Annotated in this window: 23 protein-coding genes, 2 tRNA genes and 2 pseudogenes; 15 read left to right on the forward strand and 12 right to left on the reverse strand. The window is 72.3% G+C overall.

Translation table 11 applies throughout. From position 1 onward, the window contains the following. Positions 1-105 precede the first annotated feature (105 nt). Positions 106-1,143, forward strand: a complete 1,038-nt coding sequence (locus tag ACFPGP_RS22065; protein WP_378593466.1) for a zinc-dependent alcohol dehydrogenase family protein — start codon at positions 106-108, stop codon at positions 1,141-1,143. Here ACFPGP_RS22065 and ACFPGP_RS22070 read toward each other — a convergent pair. Then, positions 1,106-3,610: a cation-translocating P-type ATPase gene (locus ACFPGP_RS22070; protein ID WP_378593468.1), complete on the reverse strand. Its 2,505-nt coding sequence runs from the start codon at positions 3,608-3,610 to the stop codon at positions 1,106-1,108. The two genes, ACFPGP_RS22065 and ACFPGP_RS22070, sit on opposite strands and share 38 nt — an antisense overlap. A 137-nt stretch (positions 3,611-3,747) precedes the next feature. On the opposite strand from ACFPGP_RS22070, the gene ACFPGP_RS22075 reads away from it, so the two are divergent. Both ACFPGP_RS22075 and ACFPGP_RS22080 read left to right on the forward strand, forming a co-directional pair. After that, entirely contained in the window at positions 3,748-4,830 is a 1,083-nt protein-coding gene (locus ACFPGP_RS22075) for a DUF2157 domain-containing protein (protein WP_378593470.1), read from the forward strand. A gap of 6 nt (positions 4,831-4,836) precedes the next feature. Further along, a complete protein-coding gene (locus ACFPGP_RS22080) occupies positions 4,837-7,569 on the forward strand; it encodes a cation-translocating P-type ATPase (RefSeq protein WP_378593472.1) in 2,733 nt (910 codons plus the stop codon). Positions 7,570-7,684: 115 nt separating this feature from the next. Here the strand turns inward: ACFPGP_RS22080 and ACFPGP_RS22085 are convergent, their stop codons facing one another. Genes ACFPGP_RS22085 through ACFPGP_RS22095 form a run of 3 tightly spaced genes read right to left on the reverse strand, consistent with a single transcriptional unit; the run spans position 7,685 to position 10,036 of the window. Then, entirely contained in the window at positions 7,685-8,749 is a 1,065-nt protein-coding gene (locus ACFPGP_RS22085; protein WP_378593474.1) for an adenosine deaminase, read from the reverse strand. A gap of 44 nt (positions 8,750-8,793) precedes the next feature. Further along, positions 8,794-9,546, reverse strand: a complete 753-nt coding sequence (locus tag ACFPGP_RS22090) for a DsbA family protein (RefSeq protein ID WP_378593476.1) — start codon at positions 9,544-9,546, stop codon at positions 8,794-8,796. Further along, positions 9,527-10,036, reverse strand: coding sequence for a MauE/DoxX family redox-associated membrane protein (locus ACFPGP_RS22095; RefSeq protein WP_378593478.1), 510 nt, complete (start codon positions 10,034-10,036; stop codon positions 9,527-9,529). Before ACFPGP_RS22095 ends, ACFPGP_RS22090 begins: the two co-directional genes overlap by 20 nt. Positions 10,037-10,160: 124 nt before the next feature. Here ACFPGP_RS22095 and orn point away from each other — a divergent pair, with 124 nt between their 5' ends. From orn to ACFPGP_RS22115, 4 genes are all read left to right on the forward strand, one after another. Next, a complete protein-coding gene (gene orn / locus ACFPGP_RS22100; protein ID WP_378593479.1) occupies positions 10,161-10,802 on the forward strand; it encodes an oligoribonuclease in 642 nt (213 codons plus the stop codon). Positions 10,803-10,849: 47 nt separating this feature from the next. Further along, positions 10,850-10,925 (forward strand) — tRNA-His (locus ACFPGP_RS22105). Between the two features lie 103 nt (positions 10,926-11,028). Then, positions 11,029-11,262: a hypothetical protein gene (locus ACFPGP_RS22110; protein WP_378593481.1), complete on the forward strand. Its 234-nt coding sequence runs from the start codon at positions 11,029-11,031 to the stop codon at positions 11,260-11,262. 49 nt (positions 11,263-11,311) lie between these two features. After that, on the forward strand, positions 11,312-11,824 hold the full coding sequence (locus ACFPGP_RS22115; protein WP_378593483.1) for a GNAT family N-acetyltransferase: 513 nt from the start codon (positions 11,312-11,314) through the stop codon (positions 11,822-11,824). Between the two features lie 25 nt (positions 11,825-11,849). Here the strand turns inward: ACFPGP_RS22115 and ACFPGP_RS22120 are convergent, their stop codons facing one another. Further along, on the reverse strand, positions 11,850-12,797 hold the full coding sequence (locus ACFPGP_RS22120) for a pirin family protein (RefSeq protein WP_378593485.1): 948 nt from the start codon (positions 12,795-12,797) through the stop codon (positions 11,850-11,852). 55 nt (positions 12,798-12,852) lie between these two features. Beyond that, positions 12,853-14,823, reverse strand: a complete 1,971-nt coding sequence (locus tag ACFPGP_RS22125; protein ID WP_378593487.1) for an ATP-binding protein — start codon at positions 14,821-14,823, stop codon at positions 12,853-12,855. Positions 14,824-14,941: 118 nt separating this feature from the next. Between ACFPGP_RS22125 and ACFPGP_RS22130 the strand changes: the two genes are divergently transcribed. Together ACFPGP_RS22130 and ACFPGP_RS22135 are read left to right on the forward strand one after the other, a co-directional pair. Continuing rightward, positions 14,942-16,435, forward strand: a complete 1,494-nt coding sequence (locus ACFPGP_RS22130; RefSeq protein WP_378593489.1) for a phytoene desaturase family protein — start codon at positions 14,942-14,944, stop codon at positions 16,433-16,435. 65 nt (positions 16,436-16,500) lie between these two features. Further along, positions 16,501-16,576 (forward strand) — tRNA-Lys (locus tag ACFPGP_RS22135). A gap of 206 nt (positions 16,577-16,782) precedes the next feature. Here the strand turns inward: ACFPGP_RS22135 and ACFPGP_RS22140 are convergent. Together ACFPGP_RS22140 and ACFPGP_RS22145 are read right to left on the reverse strand one after the other, a co-directional pair. Continuing rightward, positions 16,783-17,883, reverse strand: a pseudogene (locus ACFPGP_RS22140) (site-specific integrase); the annotation flags it as partial. Then, a complete protein-coding gene (locus ACFPGP_RS22145; RefSeq protein WP_378593491.1) occupies positions 17,880-18,485 on the reverse strand; it encodes a helix-turn-helix domain-containing protein in 606 nt (201 codons plus the stop codon). The gene ACFPGP_RS22145 and the pseudogene ACFPGP_RS22140, both read right to left, overlap by 4 nt. Before the next feature lie 190 nt (positions 18,486-18,675). Here ACFPGP_RS22145 and ACFPGP_RS22150 point away from each other — a divergent pair, with 190 nt between their 5' ends. The 4 genes from ACFPGP_RS22150 to ACFPGP_RS22165 all read left to right on the forward strand — a co-directional run bounded on the left by ACFPGP_RS22150 (position 18,676) and on the right by ACFPGP_RS22165 (position 21,746). After that, entirely contained in the window at positions 18,676-18,846 is a 171-nt protein-coding gene (locus ACFPGP_RS22150; protein WP_378593493.1) for a helix-turn-helix transcriptional regulator, read from the forward strand. Continuing rightward, positions 18,836-20,350, forward strand: a complete 1,515-nt coding sequence (locus ACFPGP_RS22155) for a hypothetical protein (protein ID WP_378593495.1) — start codon at positions 18,836-18,838, stop codon at positions 20,348-20,350. The genes ACFPGP_RS22150 and ACFPGP_RS22155 overlap by 11 nt, the downstream gene beginning before the upstream one ends. 154 nt (positions 20,351-20,504) lie before the next feature. Next, positions 20,505-21,101, forward strand: a complete 597-nt coding sequence (locus tag ACFPGP_RS22160; RefSeq protein WP_378593497.1) for an SHOCT domain-containing protein — start codon at positions 20,505-20,507, stop codon at positions 21,099-21,101. A 66-nt stretch (positions 21,102-21,167) separates the two neighbouring features. Continuing rightward, the gene (locus ACFPGP_RS22165) at positions 21,168-21,746 is read left to right on the forward strand and encodes a hypothetical protein (RefSeq protein ID WP_378593499.1); all 579 of its coding nucleotides are present in this window, start codon (positions 21,168-21,170) and stop codon (positions 21,744-21,746) included. Positions 21,747-21,873: 127 nt separating this feature from the next. Here the strand turns inward: ACFPGP_RS22165 and ACFPGP_RS22170 are convergent. Then, positions 21,874-22,482, reverse strand: a pseudogene (locus ACFPGP_RS22170) (PGN_0703 family putative restriction endonuclease); the annotation flags it as partial. 284 nt (positions 22,483-22,766) lie between these two features. Here ACFPGP_RS22170 and ACFPGP_RS22175 point away from each other — a divergent pair. Further along, positions 22,767-23,036, forward strand: coding sequence for a hypothetical protein (locus ACFPGP_RS22175; RefSeq protein WP_378593501.1), 270 nt, complete (start codon positions 22,767-22,769; stop codon positions 23,034-23,036). Then, the gene (locus ACFPGP_RS22180) at positions 23,033-23,677 is read left to right on the forward strand and encodes a hypothetical protein (RefSeq protein WP_378593503.1); all 645 of its coding nucleotides are present in this window, start codon (positions 23,033-23,035) and stop codon (positions 23,675-23,677) included. The genes ACFPGP_RS22175 and ACFPGP_RS22180 overlap by 4 nt, the downstream gene beginning before the upstream one ends. 287 nt (positions 23,678-23,964) lie before the next feature. Here the strand turns inward: ACFPGP_RS22180 and ACFPGP_RS22185 are convergent, their stop codons facing one another. The 3 genes from ACFPGP_RS22185 to ACFPGP_RS22195 form a co-directional block, all read right to left on the reverse strand. Then, positions 23,965-25,023: a DUF932 domain-containing protein gene (locus tag ACFPGP_RS22185; protein ID WP_378593504.1), complete on the reverse strand. Its 1,059-nt coding sequence runs from the start codon at positions 25,021-25,023 to the stop codon at positions 23,965-23,967. Between the two features lie 77 nt (positions 25,024-25,100). Beyond that, positions 25,101-25,373, reverse strand: coding sequence for a hypothetical protein (locus tag ACFPGP_RS22190; RefSeq protein WP_378593506.1), 273 nt, complete (start codon positions 25,371-25,373; stop codon positions 25,101-25,103). Beyond that, positions 25,373-26,188 carry a tyrosine-type recombinase/integrase gene (locus ACFPGP_RS22195; protein ID WP_378593587.1) on the reverse strand — a complete coding sequence of 272 codons (816 nt, stop codon included), beginning with the start codon at positions 26,186-26,188 and terminating at the stop codon, positions 25,373-25,375. The genes ACFPGP_RS22190 and ACFPGP_RS22195 overlap by 1 nt, the downstream gene beginning before the upstream one ends. Position 26,189: the final 1 nt, after the last annotated feature.

The following is a 26,189-nucleotide window of genomic DNA, read 5'->3' on the forward strand; positions in this document are numbered from 1 at the left end:
TCCACCCTCGTCCGCTCCCCCACGGTGGACGAGGGCCGGAAGTCATCGCCGTGCGGGCCCTTGGCCCACTACCGGCGCGCCCCGGACGGGGGGCAGGCTGGACCCGTGCGCGCGTGGTACGTCGACCAGCCCGGGCCGATCGCGACCCACCCGTTGGCGCTGGGCGAGCGCCCGGACCCCGAGCCCGGGCCGGGCGACCTGCTGCTGCGGGTGCTGGTCTGCGGCGTCTGCCGCACCGACCTCCACCTCGCCGAGGGCGACCTGGCGCCGCGCCGGCACGGGGTGGTCCCCGGCCACCAGGTCGTCGGCGTCGTCGAGGCGCTGGGCGCCGACCTGGCCGACCCGTCGGGCGACCCGGCAGCCTCGGGGACCCCGGCGGTCGGCGACCGCGTCGGCATCGCCTGGCTGCGGGGCACGTGCGGGCGCTGCCGATGGTGCCGCCGCGGCGAGGAGAACCTGTGCCCCGCCTCGACCTACACCGGCTGGGACGCCGACGGCGGCTTCGCCGAGCGCGCCGTCGTGCCGGCCGCGTTCGCCTACGCCCTGCCCCCCGGGCTCGACGACGAGCACCTCGCCCCGCTGCTGTGCGGCGGCATCATCGGCTACCGCGCCCTGCGGCGCGCGAACCTGCCGCCGGGCGGTCGCCTCGGCATCTACGGCTTCGGCTCCAGCGCGCACCTGACCGCGCAGGTGGCGATGGCGGGCGGCGCCGAGGTGCACGTGCTCACCCGAGACGAGGGCAGCCGGGCGCTGGCCCGCGAGCTCGGCGTCGCCTCCGTCGGGGGCGCGACCGACCGGCCGCCGGTGCCGCTCGACTCGGCGATCGTCTTCGCCCCCGTCGGGGAGCTGGTGCCGGTCGCGCTCGAGGCGCTCGACCGCGGCGGCACGCTGGCCCTGGCCGGGATCCACATGACCGACGTGCCCTCCCTCCACTACGCCCGCCACCTCTTCCTCGAGCGCGACCTGCGCACCGTTACCGCGAACACCCGCGCCGACGGGGAGGACCTGCTGCGGCTCGCGGCGGTGCTCGACCTCGACGTGCGGACCACGTCCTATGCCTTCGGCGACACGGGTACGGCGCTGCGCGACCTGGCCGAGGGACGGGTCACGGGGTCGGCCGTGGTGCGGGTCGCCGACGGCTGACCGCGACCGCGAGGCCGGGCAGCGCGGCAGCGGCCGCCACCGCGAGCAGCACCGTCGCGCTCACCGGCTCGGTGCCGAGGAGCCCGCGCAGCGGGGCCCACCACACGCCGAGCACCTGCAGCAGCCCGGCGCCGAGCACCGACAGCTCGAGGGCGCGCCCGGCCAGCGAGAAGCGCTGGGGACGGGGGGTGCGCAGGGCCAGCGCGACCGTGAGCTGCGAGAGGCCCAGCACCAGGAAGACGACGGTCTGCGCGTCGACGCCGTGGGCGTCGGCGAGCAGGCCGGCGGCCGTGGAGACGGCAGCGATCAGCGCGCCGGTCCAGGCGATCTGGCGCGCCAGGCCCTGGTGCAGCACCGACTCGCTGGGCGGTGGCGACGGTCGGGCCATGACCGCCGGGTCCATCGGCTCGCCGCCGAAGGCGACGCCCGGCACGCCGTGGGTGACCAGGTTGATCCAGAGGATCATCGCCGGCGTCAGCGGCAGCGCCAGCCCGAGGAACGGGGCGCCGAGCAGCACGAGCACCTCGGCGAGCCCGCCCGCCAGGCCGTAGCGCAGGAAGGTGCGGATGTTGGCGTAGATGCGGCGCCCCTCGCCGATCGCGACCACGACCGTGCCGAGCTCGTCGTCGGCGAGCACCAGCGAGGCGGCCTGGCGGGCCACCTCGGTGCCGCGGTCGCCCATCGCCACGCCGATGTCGGCGCCCCGCAGGGCAGGGGCGTCGTTGACGCCGTCCCCGGTCATCGCGACCACGTGGCCGTGCGACTGCCAGGCGCGGAGGATGTCGAGCTTCTGGTCCGGCCGCACGCGGGCGTAGACGCCGACCCGCTCGAGCGAGGCACCCGGGTCGAGCGCGTCGTGCTCGGCGTCGACGACGTCGGGCCCCCAGCGGGTGATGCCGAGCCGCTCGGCGATCGCGTGCGCGGTCGCCGGGTGGTCACCGGTGATCATCACGGTGCGCACGCCGGCGCGCCGGCAGGCCTCCACGACGTCGGCGGCGCCGGGTCGCGGCGGGTCGGCCACCGCGGCCAGCCCGGCCAGGTGCAGCCCGCCGTCCTCCTCGCGGTCGGCCACGGCCAGCACCCGGTAGCCCCGGCCGGCGAGGTCGCGGGCCGTCTCCCGCGCCGCGTCGAGCTCCAGCGGCGGGTCGGCGAGCTCGGGCAGCAGCGACTCCGGCGCGCCCTTGACCACGGTCAGATGGCGCCCGTGGCCGGTCCGGTGCACGGTGGTCATCCGGCGCCGCACGGCGTCGAAGGGCTCCTCGCCGACGCGCGGCCACATCGCCGCCAGCTCGTCGGCACGCAGGCCGCGCTTGGCCGCGCACACGAGCAGCGCTCCCTCGAGCGGGTCGCCGACGACACGCCAGGTGCCGTCGTCGGGGCCGCCCAGCTCGGCGTCGTTGCAGAGCACGGCGTCGCGCAGCAGGCGCCCGAGCTGCGGCTCGGCGGCACGCGCGCCCTCGACCGTGCCCGCGACCTCGTAGCCCCGGCCGGTGACCTCGAGCTCGTGCCCCGGCACCCACAGCCGCTCCACGACCATCCGGCCCTCGGTGAGGGTTCCGGTCTTGTCGGTGGCCAGCACCGACACCGAGCCGAGGGTCTCCACCGACGGCAGCCAGCGCACGACGGCTGCGCGCCGGGCCATCCGGTAGGCGCCCATGGCCAGCGCGACGGAGACCACGGCCGGCAACGACTCGGGGATCGCGGCCACCGCCAGGCTGACCGCCAGCACCATCGTGGCGACGACGTCCTGCCCGCGGGCCACCCCGAGCCCCATGACCAGCACCGCGATCACGACCACCGCGACGACGAGCTGGCGCGACAGCCGCGACAGGCGCTGCTGGAGGGGGGTGGGGCGGGTGCCGGCCGCGACGACGGCTGCGGCGATCCGGCCGAGCCCGCTGTCGGCGCCGGTACGGCGCACCACGCCGAGGCCGCGCCCGCGCGTGACGACGGTGCCGGCGAGCACCTCGTCACCGGTGGCCCGGCCGACGGGCACCGACTCGCCGGTCATCGCCGACTCGTCGACCTCGAAGGTGACCGCCTCCACCAGCTCCGCGTCCGCGGGCACCACGTCGCCGGCGTCGAGCCGCAGCAGGTCGCCCGGCACCACCTCGGCGGCCGGCACGTGCCGCGCCTGCCCGTCGCGGACCACCAGCGCGTGCGGCGAGGCCATCGAGCGCAGTGCCGCCACGGCGTTCTCCGCGCGCACCTCCTGCACGACGCCGATCGTGGTGTTGACGATCACGACGGCCGCGATGATCAGTGCGTCCGCGCCGTCACCGATGGCGACGACCACGACGAACGCCGCCAGCAGCAGCAGGATCATCGGGTCGCGGAGCTGACCGAGGATGCGGTGCAGGACGGTCGGGGGCGGGGTGACCGGGGGCTCGTTGCGGCCGTGCTCCTCGAGCAGCGCCGCAGCCCGGGCCTCGGACAGACCGGTGCGGACGTCGACCACCGGGGTCACCTCCTCAGCGTCCGTAGCCGAGTCAACCCGCTGTCCGGACTGGTCCGTAGTGCCCTGTGACCCGCCCCCTGCTGACCTTCGGCCCTACGCTCGGCGGCCGGCATGCGGATGACTGGGAAGTGGAGAAGGAGGCCGTCATGTCTGCTCCGTCGACTGCGCACGCACCCGCTCCCCGCCCCGCCGAACAGCGGCTGTCCACCGAGGTCACGACCTGGGTGGCGGAGGGCCTGATCACCGAGGAGCAGGGCGCCCGGCTCCTCGCCCGCGGCCCCGTCGCCGCTCCCCCTGCACCGCACCGTCCGGCCGCCACCTCGGTGGTCGCCGAGGCCCTCGGCTACCTCGGCGGCGTCGTCGTGCTGGTCGGCGCCATCCTCATCGGCGCGCGTGTCTGGCACCAGCTGGACACCCCGGGTCGTCTCGCCGTGCTCGGCCTCGCCGCGGCGCTGCTGGTGGCAGCCGGCGCCGCCGTGCCGACCCGCCTCGGCCCTCCGGGCCAGCGCCTGCGTGCCGTGCTGTGGACGGCGTCGCTCGGCGCCACCGCCGCGACCTTCGGCGTGTTCGCCGTCGAGGTCCTCGACTTCGACGGTGCCGAGGTCGGACTGGTCGCCGCCGGGACCGCGACCGTCCTCGGCGTGCTGCTCTTCCTGGTGGATCGCGCCCTGCTGCTCCAGATCGGTACGGGCGTCGCGGCGCTCGCGACGGCCGGCACCCTCGCCTCCGTCGTCGCCGGGCCGGAAGCCGCGCCCGGCGTGGCCGTGTGGGCCGGCGGTGTCGTCTGGGTCCTGCTCGGGTGGGGCGAGCTGCTCCAGCCCCGGATCGTCGTGCGCGCCCTCGGTGGGGCGGCGATGATCTTCGGCGCCATGTTCACGCTGCAGTACGACGCGGGGCTGGTGTTCGCGCTGGCCACGGCGACGCTGATCGTCGTGATGGCTCTGCTCGCCCGCGACCCGCTGCTGCTCGCCGTGGGTGCCATCGGCGCCTTCCAGTCCCTGCCGGCCGCGGTGTCGGAGTGGTTCCCCGACAGCCTCGCGGTCCCGATCGCCCTGGTGGTGCTCGGCCTCGTGCTCGTCGGCCTGGCCGTGCGGGTGGTGCGCCGTGGTCCCGCCGTCGGTGAGCCCCGGCTGGCCGTCCTGCCGCGTCGCGCCGCCGTGGTCGCCGCCACGGTGGTCGCGGTCCTCGCGGTGCCGGCCGTCGCCGTCGTCGGCGCCCTGACCGGGTGATGGCCGGTGACGTCGACCGCCCGGCCTGTCGTCCCGGCACCTGAGGAGCTCCTGCTCGAGCCGCTCGCGCAGCTCACGGCCGACACCGGCTTCGACCCCGCCGGGCTGACCTCCGACGAGGCGGTGCAGCACCTGGCCGACACCGGCCCCAACGAGCTGGTGAGCCGCGCCGCCACCAGCTTCTGGCGCCTGCTCGTGCGCCAGCTGGTCCACCCGCTGGCGCTGCTGCTCTGGCTCGCCGCCGTGCTCGCCACCACCCAGAGCACCGCCCTGTCGGTCGCGATCGTGGCGGTGATCGCTCTCAACGCCGCCTTCGCGCTGGTGCAGGAGCGCCACGCCGAGCACGCCGTGGCCGCCCTCACCGAGTTCCTGCCGCCCCACGCGATGGTGGTGCGCGACGGCGTGCGCCGCGAGGTGCCGGCCCGCGAGGTGGTGCCGGGCGACCTGCTCCTCATCGAGGAGGGTGGCGCCATCTGCGCCGACGCCAAGCTGGTCACGGGCACCGTCGAGTGCGACTTCTCCGCCGTCACCGGCGAGTCGGCGCCGGTGCTGCGCCAGGCCGGCGCCCCGGCGCCGGCGGAGGGCGTGCGCCTGTTCGAGACGCCCGACGTCGTGCTCTCCGGCACCAGCTGCGTCTCCGGCGAGGCGACCGCGCTCGTCATCCGTACCGGCATGGCCACCGAGCTGGGGCGCATCGCCGCGCTCAGCAGCCGCACCACCCAGGAGCCGAGCCCGCTCGAGCGACAGGTCCGCCGCGTGGCGTGGCTGATCGCCGCGGTGGCGATCGGCGTCGGCGTCGCCTTCCTGCCGCTGGGGATGCTCGCGGGGCTGAGCCTGGCCGACGCCGCGATGTTCTCGATCGGCCTGCTGGTGGCCAACGTCCCCGAGGGACTGCTGCCCACGATCACCCTGGCCCTGGCCGTGGGCGTCGCCGAGATGGCCCGCCAGGGCGGGCTGGTGAAGCGGCTGAGCGCGATCGAGACCCTCGGCTCCACCGACGTCATCTGCACCGACAAGACCGGCACGCTGACCCAGAACCGGATGGGCGTCCACTCGGTCTGGGACGCCTCGGCCCACCACCGGCCGAGCGCTACCAGCGCAACGGCGATCGCGGCGGTCCTGCGGTCCTGCACCAGCGCCGACCTGGCCACCGGGTTCGGGGACCCCACGGAGATCGCCCTGCTCCAGGCGGCGAACCGGCTCAGCCCCGGTCACCACCCCGCCGAGCGGACCGCCACCTTCCACTTCGACCCGCGGCTGCGGCTGATGACCGTGCTCGCACCGGGCGACGGCGACACCGACGGGGGTACCACCGCCAGCACCAAGGGCGCACCCGAGAGCGTGGTCTCCCGCTGCGCCACCGCCCTGAGCCAGGGCGCCGTCGTACCGCTCGACCAGGCCGTGCGCGACGACATCGTCCGGCGTCTCGACGTGCTCGCCGGGCACGGCGTCCGACTGATCGCCTGCGCCTCGAGGCCGTGGCACGGACCGGCTCCGACCGACCGTGCCGAGGTCGAGCAGGACCTGACGCTGCTCGGCTTCGTCGCCCTCTCCGACCCCGTGCGCGACGCCGTCCCGGACGCGGTGGCCCAGGCCCACGGCGCGGGCCTGACCATCCACGTGATCACCGGCGACAACGGCCGGACCGCGGTGGCCGTGGCCCACGACGCCGGCATCAGCGCCGGCGACGGGCCCCCGGTGCTGGTGACCGGCGAGGACCTCGGGCGGATGGACGACGCCGCGCTCGACGCCGTGCTCGGCTCGGGCCGCGAGACCGTCTTCGCGCGCAGCACCCCGGAGGACAAGCTGCGGATCGCCACCCGGCTGCAGGCGCTCGGGCACGTGGTCGCGATGACCGGGGACGGCGTGAACGACGCGCCCGCCCTGCGCCGGGCCGACATCGGGGTGGCGATGGGCGCCTCGGGCACCGACGTGGCGCGCGAGGCCGCGACGATGGTGCTCACCGACGACGACTTCGCCACGATCATCGCCGCGATCCGGGCAGGGCGCCGGGTCTACGACAACGTCCGCAAGTTCATCGTCTACATCTTCGCCCACGCGATCCCCGAGATCGCCCCCTTCCTGCTCTTCGCGCTGTCCGGCGGCGCCATCCCCCTGGGCCTGACGGTGGCCCAGATCCTGCTGATCGACCTCGGCACCGAGACCCTGCCGGCCCTGGCCCTCGGTCGCGAGCGCGAGGAGCCCGGGAACATGCAGCGGCCGCCGCGTCCGCGCGGCGAGAACCTCATCACCGGGCGGATGCTGGCGCGAGCCTGGGGCGTCCTCGGCGTGCCCTCGGCCGTCCTGTCGACCTGCGGCTTCCTGTGGGTGCTCCTGGCCCACGGGTGGTCGTTCGGTGACGACGTCGGCAGCGGGTCGCCCCTGCACGAGACCTACCTGACCGCGACCACCATGCTCTTCGCCGGCATCGTCGCCTGCCAGATCGGGACGGCCATGGCCGCGCGGACCGACCGGGTGTCGCTGCTGCGGGTGGGCGTGCTCTCCAACCGCCTCCTGCTGTGGGGCATCCTCTTCGAGGTGACGCTCACGGCGTTCGTGATCTACGTGCCCGCCGTCAACGACTGGCTCGGCACCCGCCCGCTGGGGTGGCAGGAACTCCTGGTGCTGGTGCCCTTCCCGGTCGTGGTCTGGCTGGTCGACGAGGCGGTCAAGGCGGTCGGGCGGCGCCGGTCTGGAGCGGCCCAGGTCACAGGAATGGCCGCCGAGCACGCCGGGTAGGAGTGCGACACGCCCTCCGAGGTCCCCGGCCACGCCGTCGGGGCCCAGTACAAAAGGGTGAGGCCCCGCAAAGTATGAGTTTGCGGGGCCCTGAACATTTGCCGGTCAGCCCCGGTCAGCCCCGGTCAGCCCGGTCAGCCCGGGCGGCGACGTAGGCGTCGATCTCGGCCAGCAGCGACGAGCGCACCTGCTCCGGGGCGAACGACGCCGTGACGGCCGCCCTCGCGAGGTCGGCGATCCCGCGCTCGTCGAGGCCGAGCAGGTCGGCGGCGATCTCGTACTCGCGGTTGAGCGTGGTGCCGAACATCGGCGGGTCGTCGGAGTTCACGGTGACAGTGACGCCGGCGTCGCGGAAGGCGACGATCGGGTGCTCGTCGAGCGCCGCCACGGCCCGGGTCGCGATGTTGGACGACGGGCACACCTCCAGCGGGACCCCGCTCCCGGCCAGGTGCTCGAGCAGGGCGGGGTCCTGGGCGGCGCTGGTGCCGTGGCCGATCCGCTCCGCGCCGAGCAGGCGCAGCGCGTCCCACACCGTCTCGGGGCCGGTCGTCTCCCCCGCGTGCGGGACCGAGCGCAGCCCGGCGGCCCGGGCGGCGTCGAAGTGCGGCTGGAACTGCGGACGCGACACCCCGATCTCCGGCCCACCGAGGCCGAAGCCGACCAGGGCGTCGGGTGCGTGGTGCAGCGCGAAGTCGAGGGTGGCGTCCGCGGCCGGGATCCCGGACTCGCCGGGGATGTCGTAGATCCAGCGCAGCACCAGCCCGAAGTCGCGCTCGGCCGCGACCCGCGCGTCCTCGACCGCCTCGGTCCAGGCCTCGATCGGGATGCCCCGCACGACCGAGGTGTACGGCGTGCAGGTCAGCTCGGCGTACCGCAGCTGCTGGCCGGCCATCTCGCGGGCGACCTCGTAGGTGAGCAGCCGGACGTCCTCGGCCGTCGCGACCAGGTCGACCACGGCGAGGTACACCTCGACGAAGTGCGCGAAGTCGCGGAAGGCGAAGAAGGCGCGCAGCTCGTCGGGGTCCGATGGCACCACACCCGGGTGCCGTTCCGCGAGCTCGCCGACGATCCGGGCCGAGGCGGAGCCCACGTGGTGCACGTGCAGCTCGGCCTTGGGCAGCCCGGCGACGAACGCCGAGAAGGGCAGGGTGGAGGGAGGGGTCAGGTCCGGGGCACTCACCCGTCGCAGTGTGGCAGCGGCGGGCCGGGTGGGGGAATCCCCGGCTACTGGCCTTCCTTCAGCTTCGCCAGGAGGATCTGCAGCGCCTCCTGCGGGTTGCCGCGACCCACGATCTCCCCGTCGATCATGATCGTCGGCGTGCCGGTGATGCCCTCCTTGGACATCTGGTCGGCGGCGTCGATGACGTACTGCTGGTACACGTCGTCCTCGATGCCGGGCGTCACGGCGGCGCGGTCGGCGCCCGCCTCGACCGCCCAGTCGATGAGCGTGGAGTTGCTCGGGCCGGCGGTGTCTTCGGCGGGTTGCCGCTGGTACAGCAGGTCGTGGTAGGCCTTGAAGACCTCGCTGCCCGAGGCCTCGTTCACGACCATGAGGGCGTTGGCCGCGCGCGAGGAGTACTCGTTCTGCGAGTGGGTGTCGAGGAACGAGACGATGCGGTAGTCGACCTTGACCCGGCCGTCCTCGACCGCCTTCTCGAGCGCGTCACTCGACATCGCCTCGAACTGGGCGCAGATCGGGCACTGCGGGTCCTCGTAGATCGTGACGGTCGTCGGCGCGCCAGGGTCGCCGAGCGTGACCGTCCAATCGCTGGACAGTCCACCCGGCACCGCGGCGGCCGTCTTGCCGGTCTGGTCGTTCGAGCTGGTGAGCACGAAGCCCACGACGACGACCACCACCACGAGCAGGGCGACGATGCCGCCGACCACCCAGTTGCGGCGTCGGTCGGCAGCCTGCTGGCGCTCGATCTCGGCGCGTGCCCGCTCGGCGCGGGAGAGCTCAGCGGACTTCTTCGACATCGGGGGTCCTCTCGTCGTTCACGTCGTACGTCGCGCGGCGCGCCGGGAACAGCAGCGCGTCGACGGAGAAGCGGCTGCGTGGGCGGACGACCAGCCACACCGACAGCAGGAGCAGGCCGACGTCGCGCGCGATGTCCCACGGGTAGGCGTCGGTCGCGTCCGCGCGGAAGCCGCCGTTCCCGAAGCAGCCGCAGTCGATCTCGAGCCCGCGGGCCCAGGCGGCGGAGATGCCCACGATGAAGGCGACGAGGAGCAGCGAGGAGACCGCGGCCGCGACCCGGGTGAGCAGGCCGAGCACGAGCAGCACCCCGAGGGTCACCTCGAGGACCGGGAGCAGGTGCCCCACGGTCGGCACGACGGCCTCGGGGAGCAGCTGGTAGGCGCGCACCGAGCGGACGCTGCCGGCGGGATCGGGGAGCTTGAGCAGACCGGCGACGATCCAGACGCCACCGACGACGAGGCGCGCCACCAGACCGAGCCAGTCCCTCACCCGATCGACTCTAGGGGCGGGGACTGAGCAATTCCTGAGCACGGGACCAGGTCGAGCCGTTGGTCCCGGGGAGTCGGGACCTTCGCCCCCACGCCGCGGCGCGACAGGTCTAGGGTGGGCCACCGTGAACGAACGACTCGTCTGGATCGACTGCGAGATGACCGGGCTCGACCCGAGCGCCGACGCGCTGATCGAGGTCGCGGCCCTGGTCACCGACTTCGACCTGAACGTGCTCGGCGAGGGTGTCGACCTCGTGGTCAAGCCGGCTCCCGAGGCGCTCGACCAGATGGGCGACTTCGTCCGCGAGATGCACGAGAAGTCGGGCCTGCTCGAGGAGCTCGACCAGGGCCTGACCCTCGCCGAGGCCGAGGAGCAGGTGATGGCCTACGTCCGGGCGCACTGCCCCGAGCACAGCCGCCCGCCGCTGGCCGGCAACACCGTCGCGACCGACCGCATGTTCCTCTCCCGCGACATGCCGACGCTCGACGCCTTCCTGCACTACCGGATCGTCGACGTGTCCTCGATCAAGGAGCTCTCGCGGCGCTGGTACCCGCGGGCGTACTTCCAGGCGCCGGCCAAGCGCGGCAACCACCGCGCCCTCGCCGACATCCAGGAGAGCATCGAGGAGCTGCGCTACTACCGCGACGCCGTGTTCGTCCCGCCGCCCGGCCCCGACAGCGACACCGCCCGGGCGATCGCGGCCCGGCACGGCGGGTCGCTGACCGGCCTGTCGGGTGACGATCCCGATTCCGGCCCGACCGCCTGATCTGGTTAGACTCTCCCTCGGCTCCGGGCGATCCCCGGGGCTCCCTGGTGGGCGTAGCTCAGCTGGTAGAGCATCGCGTTGTGGTCGCGAGGGTCGCGGGTTCAAGCCCCGTCGCTCACCCCAGTCATCGGACCCCCGGTCGCCGTGTGCGGCCGGGGGTCTCGTGCATCCGGCGACCGCGGGTTAGGGTGGCCGCCACGCACACCACGAGCTTGGGGGAGAACGGGTGAGCACGGGGGAATGTCTCAGCGACGTCCAGCTGGCAGCGCTGCGGATCGCGGCACGCCGCGTCCACACGACCACGTCGCTCGACGAGCCGCACGGCGTCGAGGCGGTCGACCGCCTCGTCGACCTCGTCGGGCAGATCGTCCGGGAGGTGCGCACGCACGAGCGCGACGCGATGCTCCGGGCGCTGGCCGACGCGATCGGTGAGCGAGCACGCCCGCGCAGCGTCGCCTGACCGCGCGCGGGCGGTGACACGGGACCCGTCCGCTGACTAGGGTCGGCGGATGGCCCGCACGACGGACGGCGACCTGAGGGGCCGGGCTGCCACCGTGGACCTGCGCGTGGTGCCGCCCGACGACCCGGTGGCCCGGGCCGCCGTCGCACGCTACTTCGCCGAGCTCGACGAGCGGTTCCCGGGCGGCTTCGACCCGGGCGAGGCAGGGTACGCCGGCTCCTCCGCGGACCCGGGCGTCTTCGTGGTCGCCACCCACGACGGGCAGCCGGTCGCCTGCGGCGGCGTCGTACCGCTGGGTGGGACCGACGGGAGGGCCCCCACCGAGGCCGCCGAGATCAAGCGGATGTGGGTCGACCCCGCCTGGCGCGGGGTAGGCCTCGGGTCGCGGCTGCTGCGCCACCTCGAGCAACAGGCCCGCGACCTCGGCCACCGACGGGTGCTGCTCGACACCAACGCGACGCTCCTCGAGGCTGTCGCGATGTACGAGCGGGCCGGCTACGTCAGCATCGAGCGCTACAACGACAACCCCTACGCCCAGGCGTGGTTCGCCAAGGACCTGTAGCCGGCCCCTGCCCTACCGGCCGACGTCAGGCCGGGATGTGGCCGAAGGCTCCCCGCTGGAAGTCCTCGTAGGCCTGCATGACCTCCGACTTGGTGTTCATGACGAACGGGCCGGCCCACGCCAGGGGCTCGCGGATCGGCTTGCCGCCGACCACGATCACGTCGAGTCGGGGCGAGCGGCTCTCCTGAGACCCGGACGCCGCCACGGTCAGGTAGTCGCCGGCGCCGAGCACGGCGGACTGCCCGGTGTGGATCGGCGCCTGGGTGGTGCCGACGGTGCCCTGTCCGTTGAGCACGTAGACGAGGGCGTTGAAGTCGACGTCCCACGGCAGGTCGAGACGCGCACCGGGCTCGATGGTGGCGTGCACCAGCGTCATCGGCGTGTACGTCGAGCCGGGACCGTGGTGCCCGTCGACCGAGCCGGCGATGACGCGCACCAGCGAGCCGGCGTCGGCGGAAGCGACCAGTGCCACCTCACCGGAGCGGAGGTCCTGGTACCTCGGGTTGTTCATCTTGGCGTCGCGCGGCAGGTTCACCCAGAGCTGGATCCCGTGGAACAGGCCGCCCTGCTGCACAAGCCACTCCGGCGGCGCCTCGATGTGCAGGAGGCCCGACCCGGCGGTCATCCACTGGGTGTCGCCGTTGGTGATGGTGCCGCCGCCGCCGTGGGAGTCCTGGTGGTCGAAGACGCCGTCGATGATGTAGGTGACGGTCTCGAAGCCGCGGTGCGGGTGCCACGGCGTGCCCTTGGGCTCGCCCGGCGCGTACTCCACCTCACCCATCTGGTCCATCATGATGAACGGGTCGAGGTGCGCGAGGTCGATGCCGGCGAACGCGCGCCGCACCGGGAACCCCTCCCCCTCGAAGCCCTGCGGAGCGGTCGTGACCTGCCACACGGGTCGCGGCTGGTCACCCAGCCCCGGGGAACGCAGGCGGTCGAGCACGGTCAGGTCGTCAACGGTGATGGCGGGCATGTTTCCTCCTCGGCCCGCACAACAGTAGTTGAATCTTGGATATTCCGTCCCGACGCTAGCCGCGGGGCAGGTGCGCCCGGATCGTCGTGCCGGCACCCTCACCGGACTCGACCTCGATCCGGCCGCCGTGCGACTCCACGATGGCGCCGGCGATCGACAGCCCCAGGCCGCTGCCCGGGATCGCCCGGTCCTGGGCCGTGGAGGCGCGGAAGAAGCGCGTGAACAGCCGGCCCTGTTCCTCGACCGGGATCCCGATGCCGGTGTCCTCGACCTCGAGCACCGCCTCGCCGTCGCCCGCGCGCAGGCGCGTGGTCACCCGGCCGCCGTCGGGGGTGAACTTCACCGCGTTGGAGAGCAGGTTGACCACCACCCGCTCGAGCATGTCCTCGTCGCCGGTCAGCGGCAGGGGCTCCTCGGGCACCTCGAGCGTCACGTCGAGGTCGCGCAGCGCCCAGGTCGGCGCCGTGTCGTCGTACGCCGTGCGCACCACGGCCACGAGGTCGACCTCGCGCCGGACGAGCCCGAGACCCTCCTCGTGCACCCGCGACAGGGTGAGCAGGTCGTCGATGAGCGAGAGCAGCCGCCGGCTGTTGCCGTCCACCCGGCGCACCGCGTCGGCCTGCTCCTCGGTCAGGGGGCCGAAGCCGTCGTCGAGGAGGAGCTCGAGGTAGCCGGTGATGCTCGTGATCGGCGTGCGCAGCTCGTGGCTCACCGTCGAGATGAAGGTGTCCTTGACGTGGTCGACCTCGCGCAGCCGCTCGACGGCCCGGCGCTCGGTCTCGAGCGCGTCGACGAGCGCGTCGTGGGCGCGCACCCGGTCGGTGACGTCCTCGGAGGTGCTCACGTAGCCGGTCACGACACCGCGGTCGTCGACGATCCGCGACAGCGTCATCGAGTGGGTGCGCTCGGCGCCGTCCTTGCGCAGGAACCGCATGTCGGTGGCCGGGGTGTCCGGCTCGGCGAGCGCGAGGGCGACCGCGGTGAAGTCGTCGGCGACGCCGAGCTCCTCGGCCTTCCGCGAGATGGCGGCCGGGGTGTGGAACATGGTCGTGAGCTGGCCGAGCACGTCGGACTCGTCGTACCCCAGCAGTCGCTGGGCGCCGGGGTTGAACAGCGTGATCCGGCCGGTCTCGTCGGTGCCGATGATCGCGAGATTGGCGCTGTCGACGATGCTGGCCGCCTTGTCACGCTCGATGCGGGCCTCGCGGGTGGCCGTGCGCTGCTGCCCGACGAGCAGCGTCATCGGGATCGTGACCAGCGCGCAGGCCAGGAAGAAGGCCTGCAGGACGATCCCGGGCACGTCGGCGGGGAGCTCGAACTCCTGCGGCACCTCGGCCAGCGGCCCGAGGCCGAACGACGTCATCACCGTGCCCGCCGTGACCACGAAGAGGAGCTCGACCTGCACCTCGTGGAGCTGGAGCCGCAGCGCGCCCCAGGCCAGCACCGCGATCACGAGGAACAGCAGCGGCGGGAAGTCGCTCGGCCGGAAGACCGCTCCGGTCACGGCGACGAGCAGCGCCCACTGGCAGGCCCGCTCCAGCGGCGGGGCCAAGGTCGAGAACCGGTTGGTGCGCATGAAGAACGGCAGCAGGATCAGCGCCGACGACGCGTGGCCGACGAACGTGCCGGCCGGCGCCAACCACCGGTGCTCGACACCGACGATGGCCGCGCCGACGGTCGCGCACGACGCGGCCACCAGCCCGCCCAGCGCGATCGCGATCACCAGCCGCGCGAAGTCGTCGTCGTCGAGGAGCCGGGCCTCGCGCCGACCGCGGTCGGTGACGACGGCCGTGATTACCCATGCCTCGAGCGCCACGCCGGCCCCCTGGGCCAGGGCCAGCTCCCAGGGCCGGCCGCCAGCGAGGAACGACCCGGTGGCCAGCAGCAGCACCAGGACGAGCACCACCGGTCGCTGCCGGCGGGTCAGCCCGAACAGCGCAGCCGCGCCGAGGCCGGCCGGCCACATCTCCGAGGAGACGGCGTCGGCCGACCGGCTGAGCACCGCGCCGGTGCCGACCACGGTCATCGCGGCCAGCAGCAGCGCGGTCCGGGTGGCGCGGGCGGTGTCCAGTCTGACTCCCGAGGGACAGGCGCCGGACAGGCGCGGGGGTGGCTGCAGGCGGGGGTTGGTTAGGTTGGTGCGTGTGAGTCCTGCCCGCACAACATATGACGTCGTCGTGGCCGGAGGTGGCCACAACGGTCTGGTCGCCGCGACCTATCTGAGCCGCGCCGGCCTGGCGGTGCTCGTGCTCGAGCGACTCGACCACCTCGGCGGCGCCGCAGTGGCTGCGCCGTCGTTCCCGGGCCACGCCGCCCGGGTCTCGCGGCACGCCCAGCTCGCCTCGATCCCCGCGTCGGTGGTGGCCGACCTCGGGCTCGACCTCGACCTGCTGCCGCGCCCCGAGCCGGCCTATCCCCCGCTCTCGCCGCCGTCCGCGTCGTACGACGCGTGGCGCGAGGTGTGGGCCGACGCCGTCGACCTCGCCCACGTGGTCGAGGCCACCGTGCTCGAGCCCCTGCCCCTCGAGCGGGAGGTGCGCGAGCGGCTCGACCCGGGGCTGTGGCGCGACTTCGTGACCACGCCGCTGGCCACGACGCTCGAGCAGCGGATCGACGACGACCTGACCCGCGGCCTGGTCGGCGCGACGGCGCTGGCCGGCGCCTCCTTCTCGCTCGCCGAGCCGTCGCTGCGCGGCAACCGATCCTTCCTCCACCACGCGCTGGGCCTGGCCCGCGGCGGCTGGCGCGTGCCGCGCGGCGGCATGGGGGCGGTGACCGCCGCGCTGGCGGCGTCGGCGTCCGACGCGGGGGTCGAGGTGGTCACCGGAGCCGGGGTCAGTGCCGTGCGGGGGTCCGACGACGCGGCCGAGGTGACCTGGCACGACGGCGAGCAGTTCCACACCGTGGCCACCCGGTGGGTGCTCGCCGACGTCGCGCCGTGGGTGCTGCGGATCCTGCTCGGCGAGGGCGACGACCCCGAGACCAAGCCGGAGGGAGCGCAGGTCAAGGTCGACCTGCTGCTCGACCGCCTGCCCGACCTGGCCTCCGGGGACGACCCGGCGGCCGCCTTCGCCGGCACCCTGCGTCTCGACAGCGGCCTCGACGCGATCGAGGCCGCGGCGGCCGCCGCGGCCGCAGGTGAGGTGCCCGACGCCCCACCGCTCGAGGTGCACTGCCCGACCCTGGTGGACCGCTCGCCGCTCGGGGCCCACGCCCCCGACGGGCAGCACCTCCTCTCCCTCCTGGTCCAGCACGTCCCGGTCTCGCTGTTCACGACCGACGTCGTCGCCCGGCAGGGACTGGTCGTCGAGCGCGCACTGGCCACGCTCGACCGTCACCTGACCGCGCCGCTGGAGAGCTGCGTCGCGCGCGACGCCGACGGCCAGCCGTGCATCGAGGCGCGGCTGCCGCACGACGTCGAGGCCGAGCTCGGCATGCCCGGGGGGCACCCCTTCCACGGCGACCTCGACTGGCCGTGGGCCCCCAACCGTGCCCTCCTCGACACCCCTGCGCGGCAGTGGGGCGTGGCCAGCGACGTCGGGTCGGTCCTGGTGTGCGGTGCGGGCGCCCGACGGGGCGGAGGGGTGACCGGGATCGCCGGTCACAACGCCGCACAGGCGGTGCTGGCAGCACACTGAACCGGGGTCCCTCGATTTCTCGCGGCCCACCCCCGCTGGTAGTGTTGGCCTCGCCCTTGCGGCATGCGCCATTAGCTCAATTGGCAGAGCAGCTGACTCTTAATCAGCGGGTTCGGGGTTCGAGTCCCTGATGGCGTACCAGAGTTCTTGCAGGTCAGAGGCCCTTCCTGAGTCAGCTCGGGCGGGGCCTCGGCTGTCTTCCGAGCCGTGTTGGTCACCGATTGGTCACGGCGGCCTCGCGGCACCAGCGCGTCGGCGGCCTCCGCTGCGACCCGACCTACCCCCTCCAGCAGGTGGGAGTAGGTGTCGGCGGTCAGAGTGATCGAGGAGTGTCCCAGGACCTTGGAGACGACCGCGATGTCGGCTCCGGCGGCGAGCAGCAGTGAGGCACGGCCGTGACGGAGGTCGTGCAGCCGTACGGGGCGTTGCCCGCTGGCGAGCACGAGGTCGTGGAACCGCTTGGTCAGGTAGTCCGGCCGCATCGGGTCCCCGTTCTCCTGAGGGAAGACCAGGTCGTGGTCGCGGTAAAGTTCCCCCCAGTAGCTGCGCTGGGAGTTCTGCTCCGCGCGGTGGCGCAGCAGCACCTGGACCAGCCGTGCTCCGAGGTCGACCCGCCGGGCCTCGCCGCTGGCGGTCTTGGGTGCTTGGAGCGCCACCCCTCGATGGTACGCTCGACAGGCGGAGCAGTGCCAGATGTGCCCGTCGAGCTGCACGATCTGCTGTCGCACGACCAGGACTCCGGCCGCGAGGTCCAGGTCGCTCCACCGCAGCCCGAGCAGCTCACCTCGCCGCAGGCCGCTCAGTGCGGCCAGCTCGAACACCGACGCGAGGGGGTCACCGGCGCAGCTGTCGAGGAAGGCGCCGAGCTCGTGGGGCTCCCAGGGGCGGACCTTGGGCCGGGGTTGGCGCGGGAGCTGGGCATTGGTGGCCGGGTTGGTCTCGATGAGCTGCTGGCGCACGGCGTCGGCCAGGGCGGAGCGGAGCGTGGCATGGGTCCGGCGCACCGTGGTCGCTCCCTGTCCGTCGGCGGCCAGGCGGCGCGCCATCTCGGTGATGTGCACCGTGCGTAGCTGACCTAACCGCAGGTGGCCGAGCTCGGGGATGAGCGTCTTCTCGATGTGGCGTCGGTAGTCGCGCAGAGTCGTGGGCCTCAGGTCGCTGGTCTTGGCGTCCAGCCAGGTGGTGAGGTACTCGGTGAGCGTGATGCGGTCGTCGGATCGGTAGCGCCCGGTGTCGACCCGTCTCTTGGCCTCGGCGAGCGCGGACTCGGCCTCGGCGCGCGTGGCATAGCGCCCTCGGCGCTCCTGCCGCCGTCGGCCGGTGGAGGCGTCACGGCCCACGTCGAGCACGTAGTACCAGGAGCCATGGGACTTCGCGCACGCCAGCCGCTGGCCCTGGGCGTTCCGGCGGGGCGGGCACGAGCAACGCTTCTCCACCGACCCCCTCACGACTGGTGGCCCTCCACCAGCGCGTCGAGCTCGCCCAGCAAGTCCTTGATCTTCTTCACGATGCGCCTCTCCTCCTCTCCCGGCTCGCGGGACGCAAACTCGCGGAACTCTTCGCCGAGTCGCCGCCCGAGCAGGTTGTCGTCGTCCTCGGGGTCGACCCTCGTCAGCGCGAGCCACGCCATCACCTCGCGGTCGAGCAGCTTGGTGACCTCCTCCCCGGGCCGCATCGTGATCCAGGCGGCGGACTCGGGGGCTGGTTCCCCGGACGGGGTCGTCGCCGGTGGCAGCAGGAGCCACGCCACGGGCACCTCCAGCGCGAGGCCGAACGAGACGAGGTCGTCGACGCTGAAGCTCCGCACCCGACCCGTGCGACCTGCCCACCCGGCTTCCGCCGCACTGACCAAGGCGACCGACCAGAGCTTCCCCGAGACCCAGGCGAGGCGCCCCGCGAGGTCGAGCTGGCTGAGGTTCCGGGCCTTCCGCGCCCTGGCGATGTTGTAGGCGACGACCTGGGGCACGGTGATCGTCTCGGTCTCGGGTTGGCGCCCGGACCCGTCCGTGCGGATGAAGGGCAGGGACCAGCGGACATCAATGTTGGCCATGCGAGGACATTAGCATCCAACCTGTTGGTCAACCGATCTTGATCAAACTTTGCGTTGAATCCTTGGACGATCCGGCGCAGGGTTGGGCGTCATGACGACCAGTGACCGTTCTGGGTCCGGATCCCTGTCTACGCCGGTCCCATGGACGAGCGACCGTGTCCGCGCCCTCGGTCTGCACACGAGGGTGCCGGTGGCGGCGAGCATCCTCGGCATCAGCCGCTCTCTGGCCTACGAGCTGATCGGTCGCGGCGAGTTCCCGGTGCCGACGGTGCGGTTGGGCAGCCGGATCCTGGTCCCGGTGCGGCCCCTGCTGGCGCTTCTGGAGGGGCGCGACGAGGAGGAGGGAGACCGTGGCGAGTGACGGGCCGGACGCCTGGGAGCTGTGGGCTGAGGAGCAGGAGCGGCGAGCGGGTGAGGTCGTGGCGGACCCCGAGATTCGTCTCGCCCTCTCACGGACGGTGGGGCGGGGCGAGGCACGTCTGCTGGACCCGGACAACCGCGTCGTCGGACCACCGGTGTCGATCAGCGAGGCTGTGGCGTCCGGGAGCGCCTACTTCCTGGCTGTGCGGCCGGGCATCCTTGCGTTCGACTTCGACGACCATGATGCTCCGGCACAGGCGGCGCACCTGTATGCCCTCCTGCGCCTGCGCGGCTACGCCCCGGTCCTGGTCGCATCTGGCGGGCGGCGGCGCCGACACGTCTACGTGCGCGCGGGCGAGGAGATCGGGATGGAGATGAGGGCGGCGGGGATCACCGCCAGTCAGCGCAGGAGAGACATCCGCCCACCCCTGAGTCCCCACCGGTCGGGGAGCGGCGTCAGCCGTCTCCTCCTGCCCACCGACCCGGATGAGGCAGTGGCCCGCTTGATGGGGCGACTGCCCCGGCGAGGTGCGTCGTTCTGGACGGTGGCGACGCTCAACCGGACGATGCTGCGCAGCAACGAGACGATGTCCGACCACTTGTACGGCTTGGCGGTGGCGGCCGTGAACGCCGGGTGGTCGGTCGATGAGTTCCTCACGGTGATCACCTGCGCGGAGTTGGGGATCGCTCAGTTACTCGCTTCCCGAGGGGACTGGGACCGCGAGCGGGATCGGATCGAACGCTCCATCTGGCCAGCGGCCGTCGAGTTCGTGCACGAGAACCCTGCCCGCGCGGTCAGGTCAGGCATGGACCGGGTCGCTCGGGAGCTCGTCGGCCTCGCTCTCTCGCGGCCGTGGCCGGGCAGGGCAGGCGGTAGCAGATTCGCGGTCTACCTCGCCTTGGTGGAGGTCGTCCGACGGTCCGGCAGGGGCGACTTCGACGCCTCGGTGCGTGAGCTCGGTGAGATCGCCGGGGTGAGCAGTATCGAGACCGTGAGAAGGGCACTGGCTCACTTGGAGGAGGTGGGCCTGGTGAAGCCGGTGGCGCAGACCCATCGCCCACACGAGCGGCTCTGGATGAGTCGCACCTGGCGCTTGGCCACCCCGCCGGACGACACGGCTGCCGTTACGGTCGACCTCATGGAGACGGTCTACAGCCTGCTGGGGGCCGATGCCTTCCGGAACCACATCGCGCTCGGGCTCAATCGCTTGCTCGTGCTCCTGCAGGCGCTGGTTCACCCCGAGAGCGACGATCGCCAGCTAGTAGAACTGACCGGCCAGTCGGTGCGAACCGTCCGGGAAGCACTGACCGACCTCGCAAAGGCGGGACTGCTCGACCGCGTCGGTGGTCGCTGGCAGCCAGGGGCCACGTCCCCTGAGGTGGCTGCCAAGGGGTTCGGATCGAGCGGTCGCCAGCAACGACAGAGGGAGCAGCACCAACGCGAGCGACGGGCCCGGAACATCATCACAGGACGCCCACTCGACGGCGGGAACGGCAGGAAGTAGCACACATCCTTACCACCTTGGGGGGGTGTACGAAGTGTGTGCCACTTTGAGCTCGCCACCGGGTCCGATTCCGCTTGCCCACCTTCCACCGAGGCTTCACTCCCCGCCGTGTCGGGGTGGTGCAGAGACTGACTCCTCAGCCAAGATCGTGAGCATGGGCGAGGAGAAGAAGAGCTGGTGGCGTGGCGCCGTGGACAAGATCGAGGGCCAGGTCGAGAAGCAGAAGAGGCAGACGGCGGAGAACGAGGCCCAGGCCGGGAGCTTGGTGATCGAGAAGCAGTTCGGCACCAGCACCATCGCGATCTACGACGGCGGCTACGTGCGGGTCAGCAAGGTGCTCAACACCATGACGCCCCTGACCCCGTACGAGCAGCTGAAGTCGATCACGTATCGGGAGCAGGTCCAGGACAGGAGTGCGGTGGGCTCGGCCCTGTACAAGACCCCCTTCGACTCCAAGGAGAAGCGGACGATCTCGCTCACCATCGCCACCGACCGCAAGGTGCACACGCTCTCGACCGAGAAGGACTGGTCGAACCGGGCCGACAAGTCCGGCATGGCGCTCGAAGCCGCTGGCCGGGCCGTCCTCGACGCACTCGGAGCCGCTGCCCCTGTGGCGCCTCCCCCGGCTCCGGCAGCCCCTCAGCCCGACGCCGCCGACCAGCTGAAGAAGCTGGCCGAGCTCCACGCCGCTGGCATCGTCACCGACGAGGAGTTCGCAGCGAAGAAGGCCGAGCTGCTGAAGCGCCTCTAGCCCAAGCGGAGGCCGGGCAGCACCGGATCTGGTTGCCGACCCCCGGCTCTCCGGCAGGATCAGCGCATGGCCGACACGAAGATGACCAAGTCCGTGGGCGAGCACTGGGCCTGCGCCACCCTCGCCCGCCACGGCTGGGCCCCCGCGCTGACGCGCGATGGGTTGGAGCGCACCGACATCCTTGCGGTTGCAACTCACTTGGACCACCGACCCACTGTCGAGATTCAGGTGAAGGCGACCATGAGCGCAGGCGACCGCATCTCATGGCTCTTGGGCGAGAAGGCGCAGCTCCCAGACCTTTCGGGGCACGAGTGGTTCGTCCTGGTCTCCATCCCCACCATGCACGCTGATCCGCCCCGCGCCTTCGTCGTCCCACGTGACCACGTCGCTGCCGCCGCGTGGATCGTCCACATGAACTGGCTCACAGATCCACTTGCCCCACCAGGCAAGCGCAACGCCCCCGTAGCGCAGGCTCGCATCAAGGTCGAGAACTTCGAGCGCTACGAGGAGCGCTGGGACCTCCTGGGGGAGCCCACCCCGACGGTCCCCGTGCTGCTGCCACCCGAGCTCAGAGACCAGAGCCAGGAGCCACGGGTCGGCCTGCCGCCTGAACACCCCTGGCACCATGACCTACCGTCGTGGTGACTCCCAGCCAGGGCGTGGATGGGCGAGGTTGGAGGCGGGGGCGCAGCCGACGCCTTCAGGTGCATCGGACTTGATGTCCGATCACCGCCTCGATCCCGCGCCGGTCACCGCTGGGGCGGCGCCGGTCTCAGCGCCACCACAGGTAGCGCTCCCGGAAGAGCCGGTTGGTCTCCTCGGTGTGCAGCACGTCGGCGTCGACGAGCTCCTCGACGGTGAGGAGCATCGAGAGCAGCAGCAGGTGGTCGCGCCAGAGCTGTTCGAGGTCGGTGCCCAGCAGCTGCTGCCAGCCGGGCTTGAACACGTCGGGCCGGGCCACTGCGATCCTGGTGTAGTGCTCGCGCTGGCGCGCGTGCCGCTGGGCGTTTTCGGGCTTGGGCTTCTTCTCGGGCAGGGCGTGCTCGTGGTACTTGGTCTCGATCCCGATGATCTGCTTGGGGCTCCCGTCGCCGACCTCCAGGGCCACGTCGAACGCGGTCCGGTCGTTGGTGAACCTCGGGTCGCGTCGCGCCGGTGACCACTCGAAGCGCACCGTGACCGGGCCGGGGCCAACGCCCGGGAACAGGAGCTCGGCCGTGCGGCGTGCGCGGGCGGGGTCCTCGGGGAGCTCGCCGAAGAGGTTGAAGCACATGGGCATCGAGGACAGCAGGTCGTGCTGGAGTCGTCCCTTGTAGGGCGTCTCGTGGGGTTGCTCCTCCCCCATCCGTGCCTTGGCCGCGCGTCGGATCGGGTCGGAGAGGAAGTTGGACCCAGGCCCCTAGCAACACCAACCGCGTCATCACCTGGCAAGCCCAGCTCAGCCAGGGCACCCACACCGTCGCCGTCCGCAACCTCGCCACCGCCGGTCGCCCGCGCATCGACATCGACGCCGTCCTCACCGCCTGGGCTCATCCGCCCTTCTGAGGCCGTCCTTACCTACCTGGTGGGGAAGCGGCCCCGAGCTGCCGCCTCCCCAGATTCACTGCTTGCGGACCAAGCGGGCACCGAGTCAGGCTTGGCAGTCAGATCACCAGGAGGACGGGCGTGACGCCAGAGATCGACGCGGTGTGGACGCGCATCCGCAACCACGCCAAGGAGACCTTCCACACCAAGACGGGACTCCCGTTCACCTACGAGGTGCCGGGCAACTACCTGCTCGTCGACCGTGCCAAACGGTCCCTGTCGAAGACCAACTTTCGCAAGGCGCTCGACGCCATGCCGGCCGACGGCCCCGGGGCGATCAAGGACCGACAGGGTTCGGCCTACACGTGGGCGATCCTCATGGACCCCCGCATCCGGCAGCAGGACTGGTGAAGCTGGTGGCCGGACCCACGCCACCGGACCCCGTCTCCGAGGCTCACGCGGCCGCCTTCGAGGAGGCGTGGCGCGAGTTCACCGAGACCTGCGCCGGGACGGTGGCCCCGGAAGCCACCTACCAGGCGTGGCTGGCGCACTTCATGATCCAGCGGGTCGGGCTGATGCACGTGGTCCGTGAGGTCGACTTCGGAGCCCGACACCTCGGAGAAGCCGCCGCCGCCCGGTTCCGGGGCAGCAACCTGATGGTGGACCTTCTGGTCCTCCGCGAGCCCGTGGTCGACCTCCCCCGGCGTGCGGCCCTGGCCCAAGTGGAACTGCCCGACGGGGCACCGAACCCGAAGTCGGGGCTTGGGCGCTTGAAGGACTTCTCGGTGATCACCGAGCTCAAGGTGTCCGCCACACAGATCGAAGGTCTGGACTACACCGAGGTCGTCCGCGACTTCGAGAAGCTCTCGGCAATCCTCAACGCCGCGGAGCAGCAGTACCCCGGCGCTCCCCTGCCGCTCGCGTTCGTCGGCATCTTCAACAACCGGAGCAAGCCACGGTTCAACTTCGAGCACCTGCACCGGCGACTGAGCCAGGTCCCGCCCCACCCACGTGTGGGGATGCTGAGGTTCGATCTCCCGGGCTCCACGTGACCGGCCACCGTCCGGCTCTCTTCGCCAAGTCCCCCTACGACGACCGGTGGCACGCGCTCCGCGACCCGGAAGTGTTCGTCACGGTGTGCGGTCAGGAACTGGATGACACGGTTTGGACGCACACCGGCGGGGGCATCAGCCGCCCGGAAGACACAGCCGCGTTGTGCTCCAGCAGCCGCCGCCAGATCCATGGACGCCACGCCAAGGATCGTTGACGGCGGCCACAGCTGAGTGCGGCGCGACAAGACAGCGGAGAGGCGGCCCCGAGCTGCCGCCTCCCCGGCACCTCAGCCGAGGACGCCCTGGAGCGTCCGCAGGGTGAGGCGGTCGAGCTCGGCGAACCCTCCGGTGACGGTGCGCAGCATGTTGCGGTCGGCACGGGAGCTGCCACGGACGGTGCTCTCGTGGTGCTCCCAGGTGTTCACGGCCTGGAGGACGCCGTGCGCGGTCCCGGCCCACGGATGGACCCGGGGGTCGCGCCGGTACAGCCGGTCGAGTGCCTCCCGCCGGTTGCGGGCGAGCGTGAGCGCCCGCCCGTGGAGCGGCTGATCGGTGCGCCGGTCTCGGGTACGGACGTAGGCGTCGAGGAACCTGTCCCACTGGCTGTCTGTGACCGTGGTGGCGCAGAGCTGGGCGACCTCGGCGGCGAAGTCCTCGGCCATGGTGTGGACCAGGGCGAGGGCCTGCCGAGCGTCTCCCAGCCGGGCCATTGAGTTCCGGGAGTGCTTGACCCGGTAGTCCTGTCCGTCCTCGGCGAGCGCGGCCTCGCGGGTGTTGTCGCACACCACGTCCGTCACCGTCCGCTTGAAGGTGGTCGCGATGGACCCGTCGAAGGACGTGGTCGCCAGCAGGTTGGGGCGGAAGACCACGCCTTCTGGGGTGGTGATGCTCTCGGGCACCGAGACCTCCACCCACGCAACGGCACCGCCGCGCAGCACTCCGGCCGAGGAGATGCACAGGTCGTCGTCGAGGATGTCGGCCACCGTGGTCAGCAGCCACTCCCGGTACTGATGCATCTGGTAGCCCGGCGCGAAGATCCCCATCACGGCGCCGGTGTCGTCGCGGCAGATGGCCTGCCGGTCCTCCAACGGCTGCCAGTGCGTCGTGCCGTAGTCCGAGGACGACGCCGACCGGCTGGCGTCCACCGGCGTCTCGACGGCGACCCGGCGGGAGACCGCCGTCCAGTGGAAGAGGCGGCGCTCCACGTCGGCGACCGGGATCGGTCCGGGGTAGTGGTTGGACTCCTGGCCCTGCTCCTCGGCGCGGTAGTGCCAGGCGGTGCCGCGCGCGTCGGTGTTCCCGATAAGCGTGTTGGTGTTGAGGTGGCTCAAGGTCTCGCGTGACATGAGCTGGTTCCTTCCTTCTAGATGACGAGAGCCCCCGGCGTGGTGCCGGAGGCTCGGTGTGGTCGGGTGACGGAGGGTCAGGTCCAGAGACCGTCACCGGGATCAGGTTGTGGGACGAGGGTTCGGATCACGGCCAGCAGGACTCTGGCCAGATCGTGGGCGAGTCGGCGCACGCGGGAGCTGCGGGTCAGCAGCTCGGCGGACGCCACGACGAGGGCGGCGACGGCCTCGGCGTACCCGGGCTCGCTGGTGAGGCGGTCCCAGATGTGTCGTCCCCAGTCCGCGACGTGACGCCAGCACAGGTGCAGGTCATCGCGGAACCGTCGACAGCCCCTGCGGATCCCCTCCACTACTGCTCCTCCCCCGAGACGGCTGCGGAGCGGTAGACCTGCCGGGCCAGCCGCTCGGCGGACTCCTTCGCCACGACCGGCGCGACGTGGCTGTAAACGTCCGCCGTGACGGTAATCGAGCTGTGCCCAAGGCGCCTGCTCACCTCGACCAGGGACTCCCCCGATGCGAGACCGATGGAGGCGCTGGTGTGGCGCAGGTCGTGCAGCCGGATGCGCGGCAACTCCTGCTTGGCCACGAGGCGGTCGAAGTGCCGGGAGACGTAGGTGGGGTCGAGCTGCGTCCCCTGGGGCGTGGTGAACACCAGGGTCGGCGAGGTCGCCAGACCGGTGGCGCGGAGCACCTCCAGCCGCTGTCGACACCCGTGCCAGTGGAGGCGGCGACAGGTCTCGTCGTCGATGGCGACCGTCCGCGACCCGCTGGCCGACTTCGGTGGGCCCTCGATCAGCACCTTGCCGGTGCGCACCGCAGAGCGCTGGACCCGAAGGAGACCTCGGTTCAGATCGAGGTCATCCCAGCGGAGGGCCACGGCCTCTCCCCGGCGTAGTCCCACGAGGCCGAGCACGAGGTAGAGGGTGTGCAGTCGGTCGTCGCTGATCGCGTCCAGGAAGCGTGCAAGCTCCTCTGCCGTCCAGGCGGTGGTGGTCGGCTTCGCGGCGCGTGGGAGCTCGACGGTGCTGGCAGGGTTGCGGTCGATCAGCCCGCGCTTGACGGCGGTGTTGAGTGCGCTCATCAAGGTGGCGTGGATGCGCCGCAGGGTCGCCGCCGAGATCGGTCGGTCACGGCTGTCGTTGAGCATCGCGATCTCGCGGTACATG

It is taken from the genome of Nocardioides taihuensis (assembly GCF_042657275.1).
In the GTDB taxonomy this organism is placed as follows: Bacteria; Actinomycetota; Actinomycetes; order Propionibacteriales; family Nocardioidaceae; genus Nocardioides; species Nocardioides taihuensis.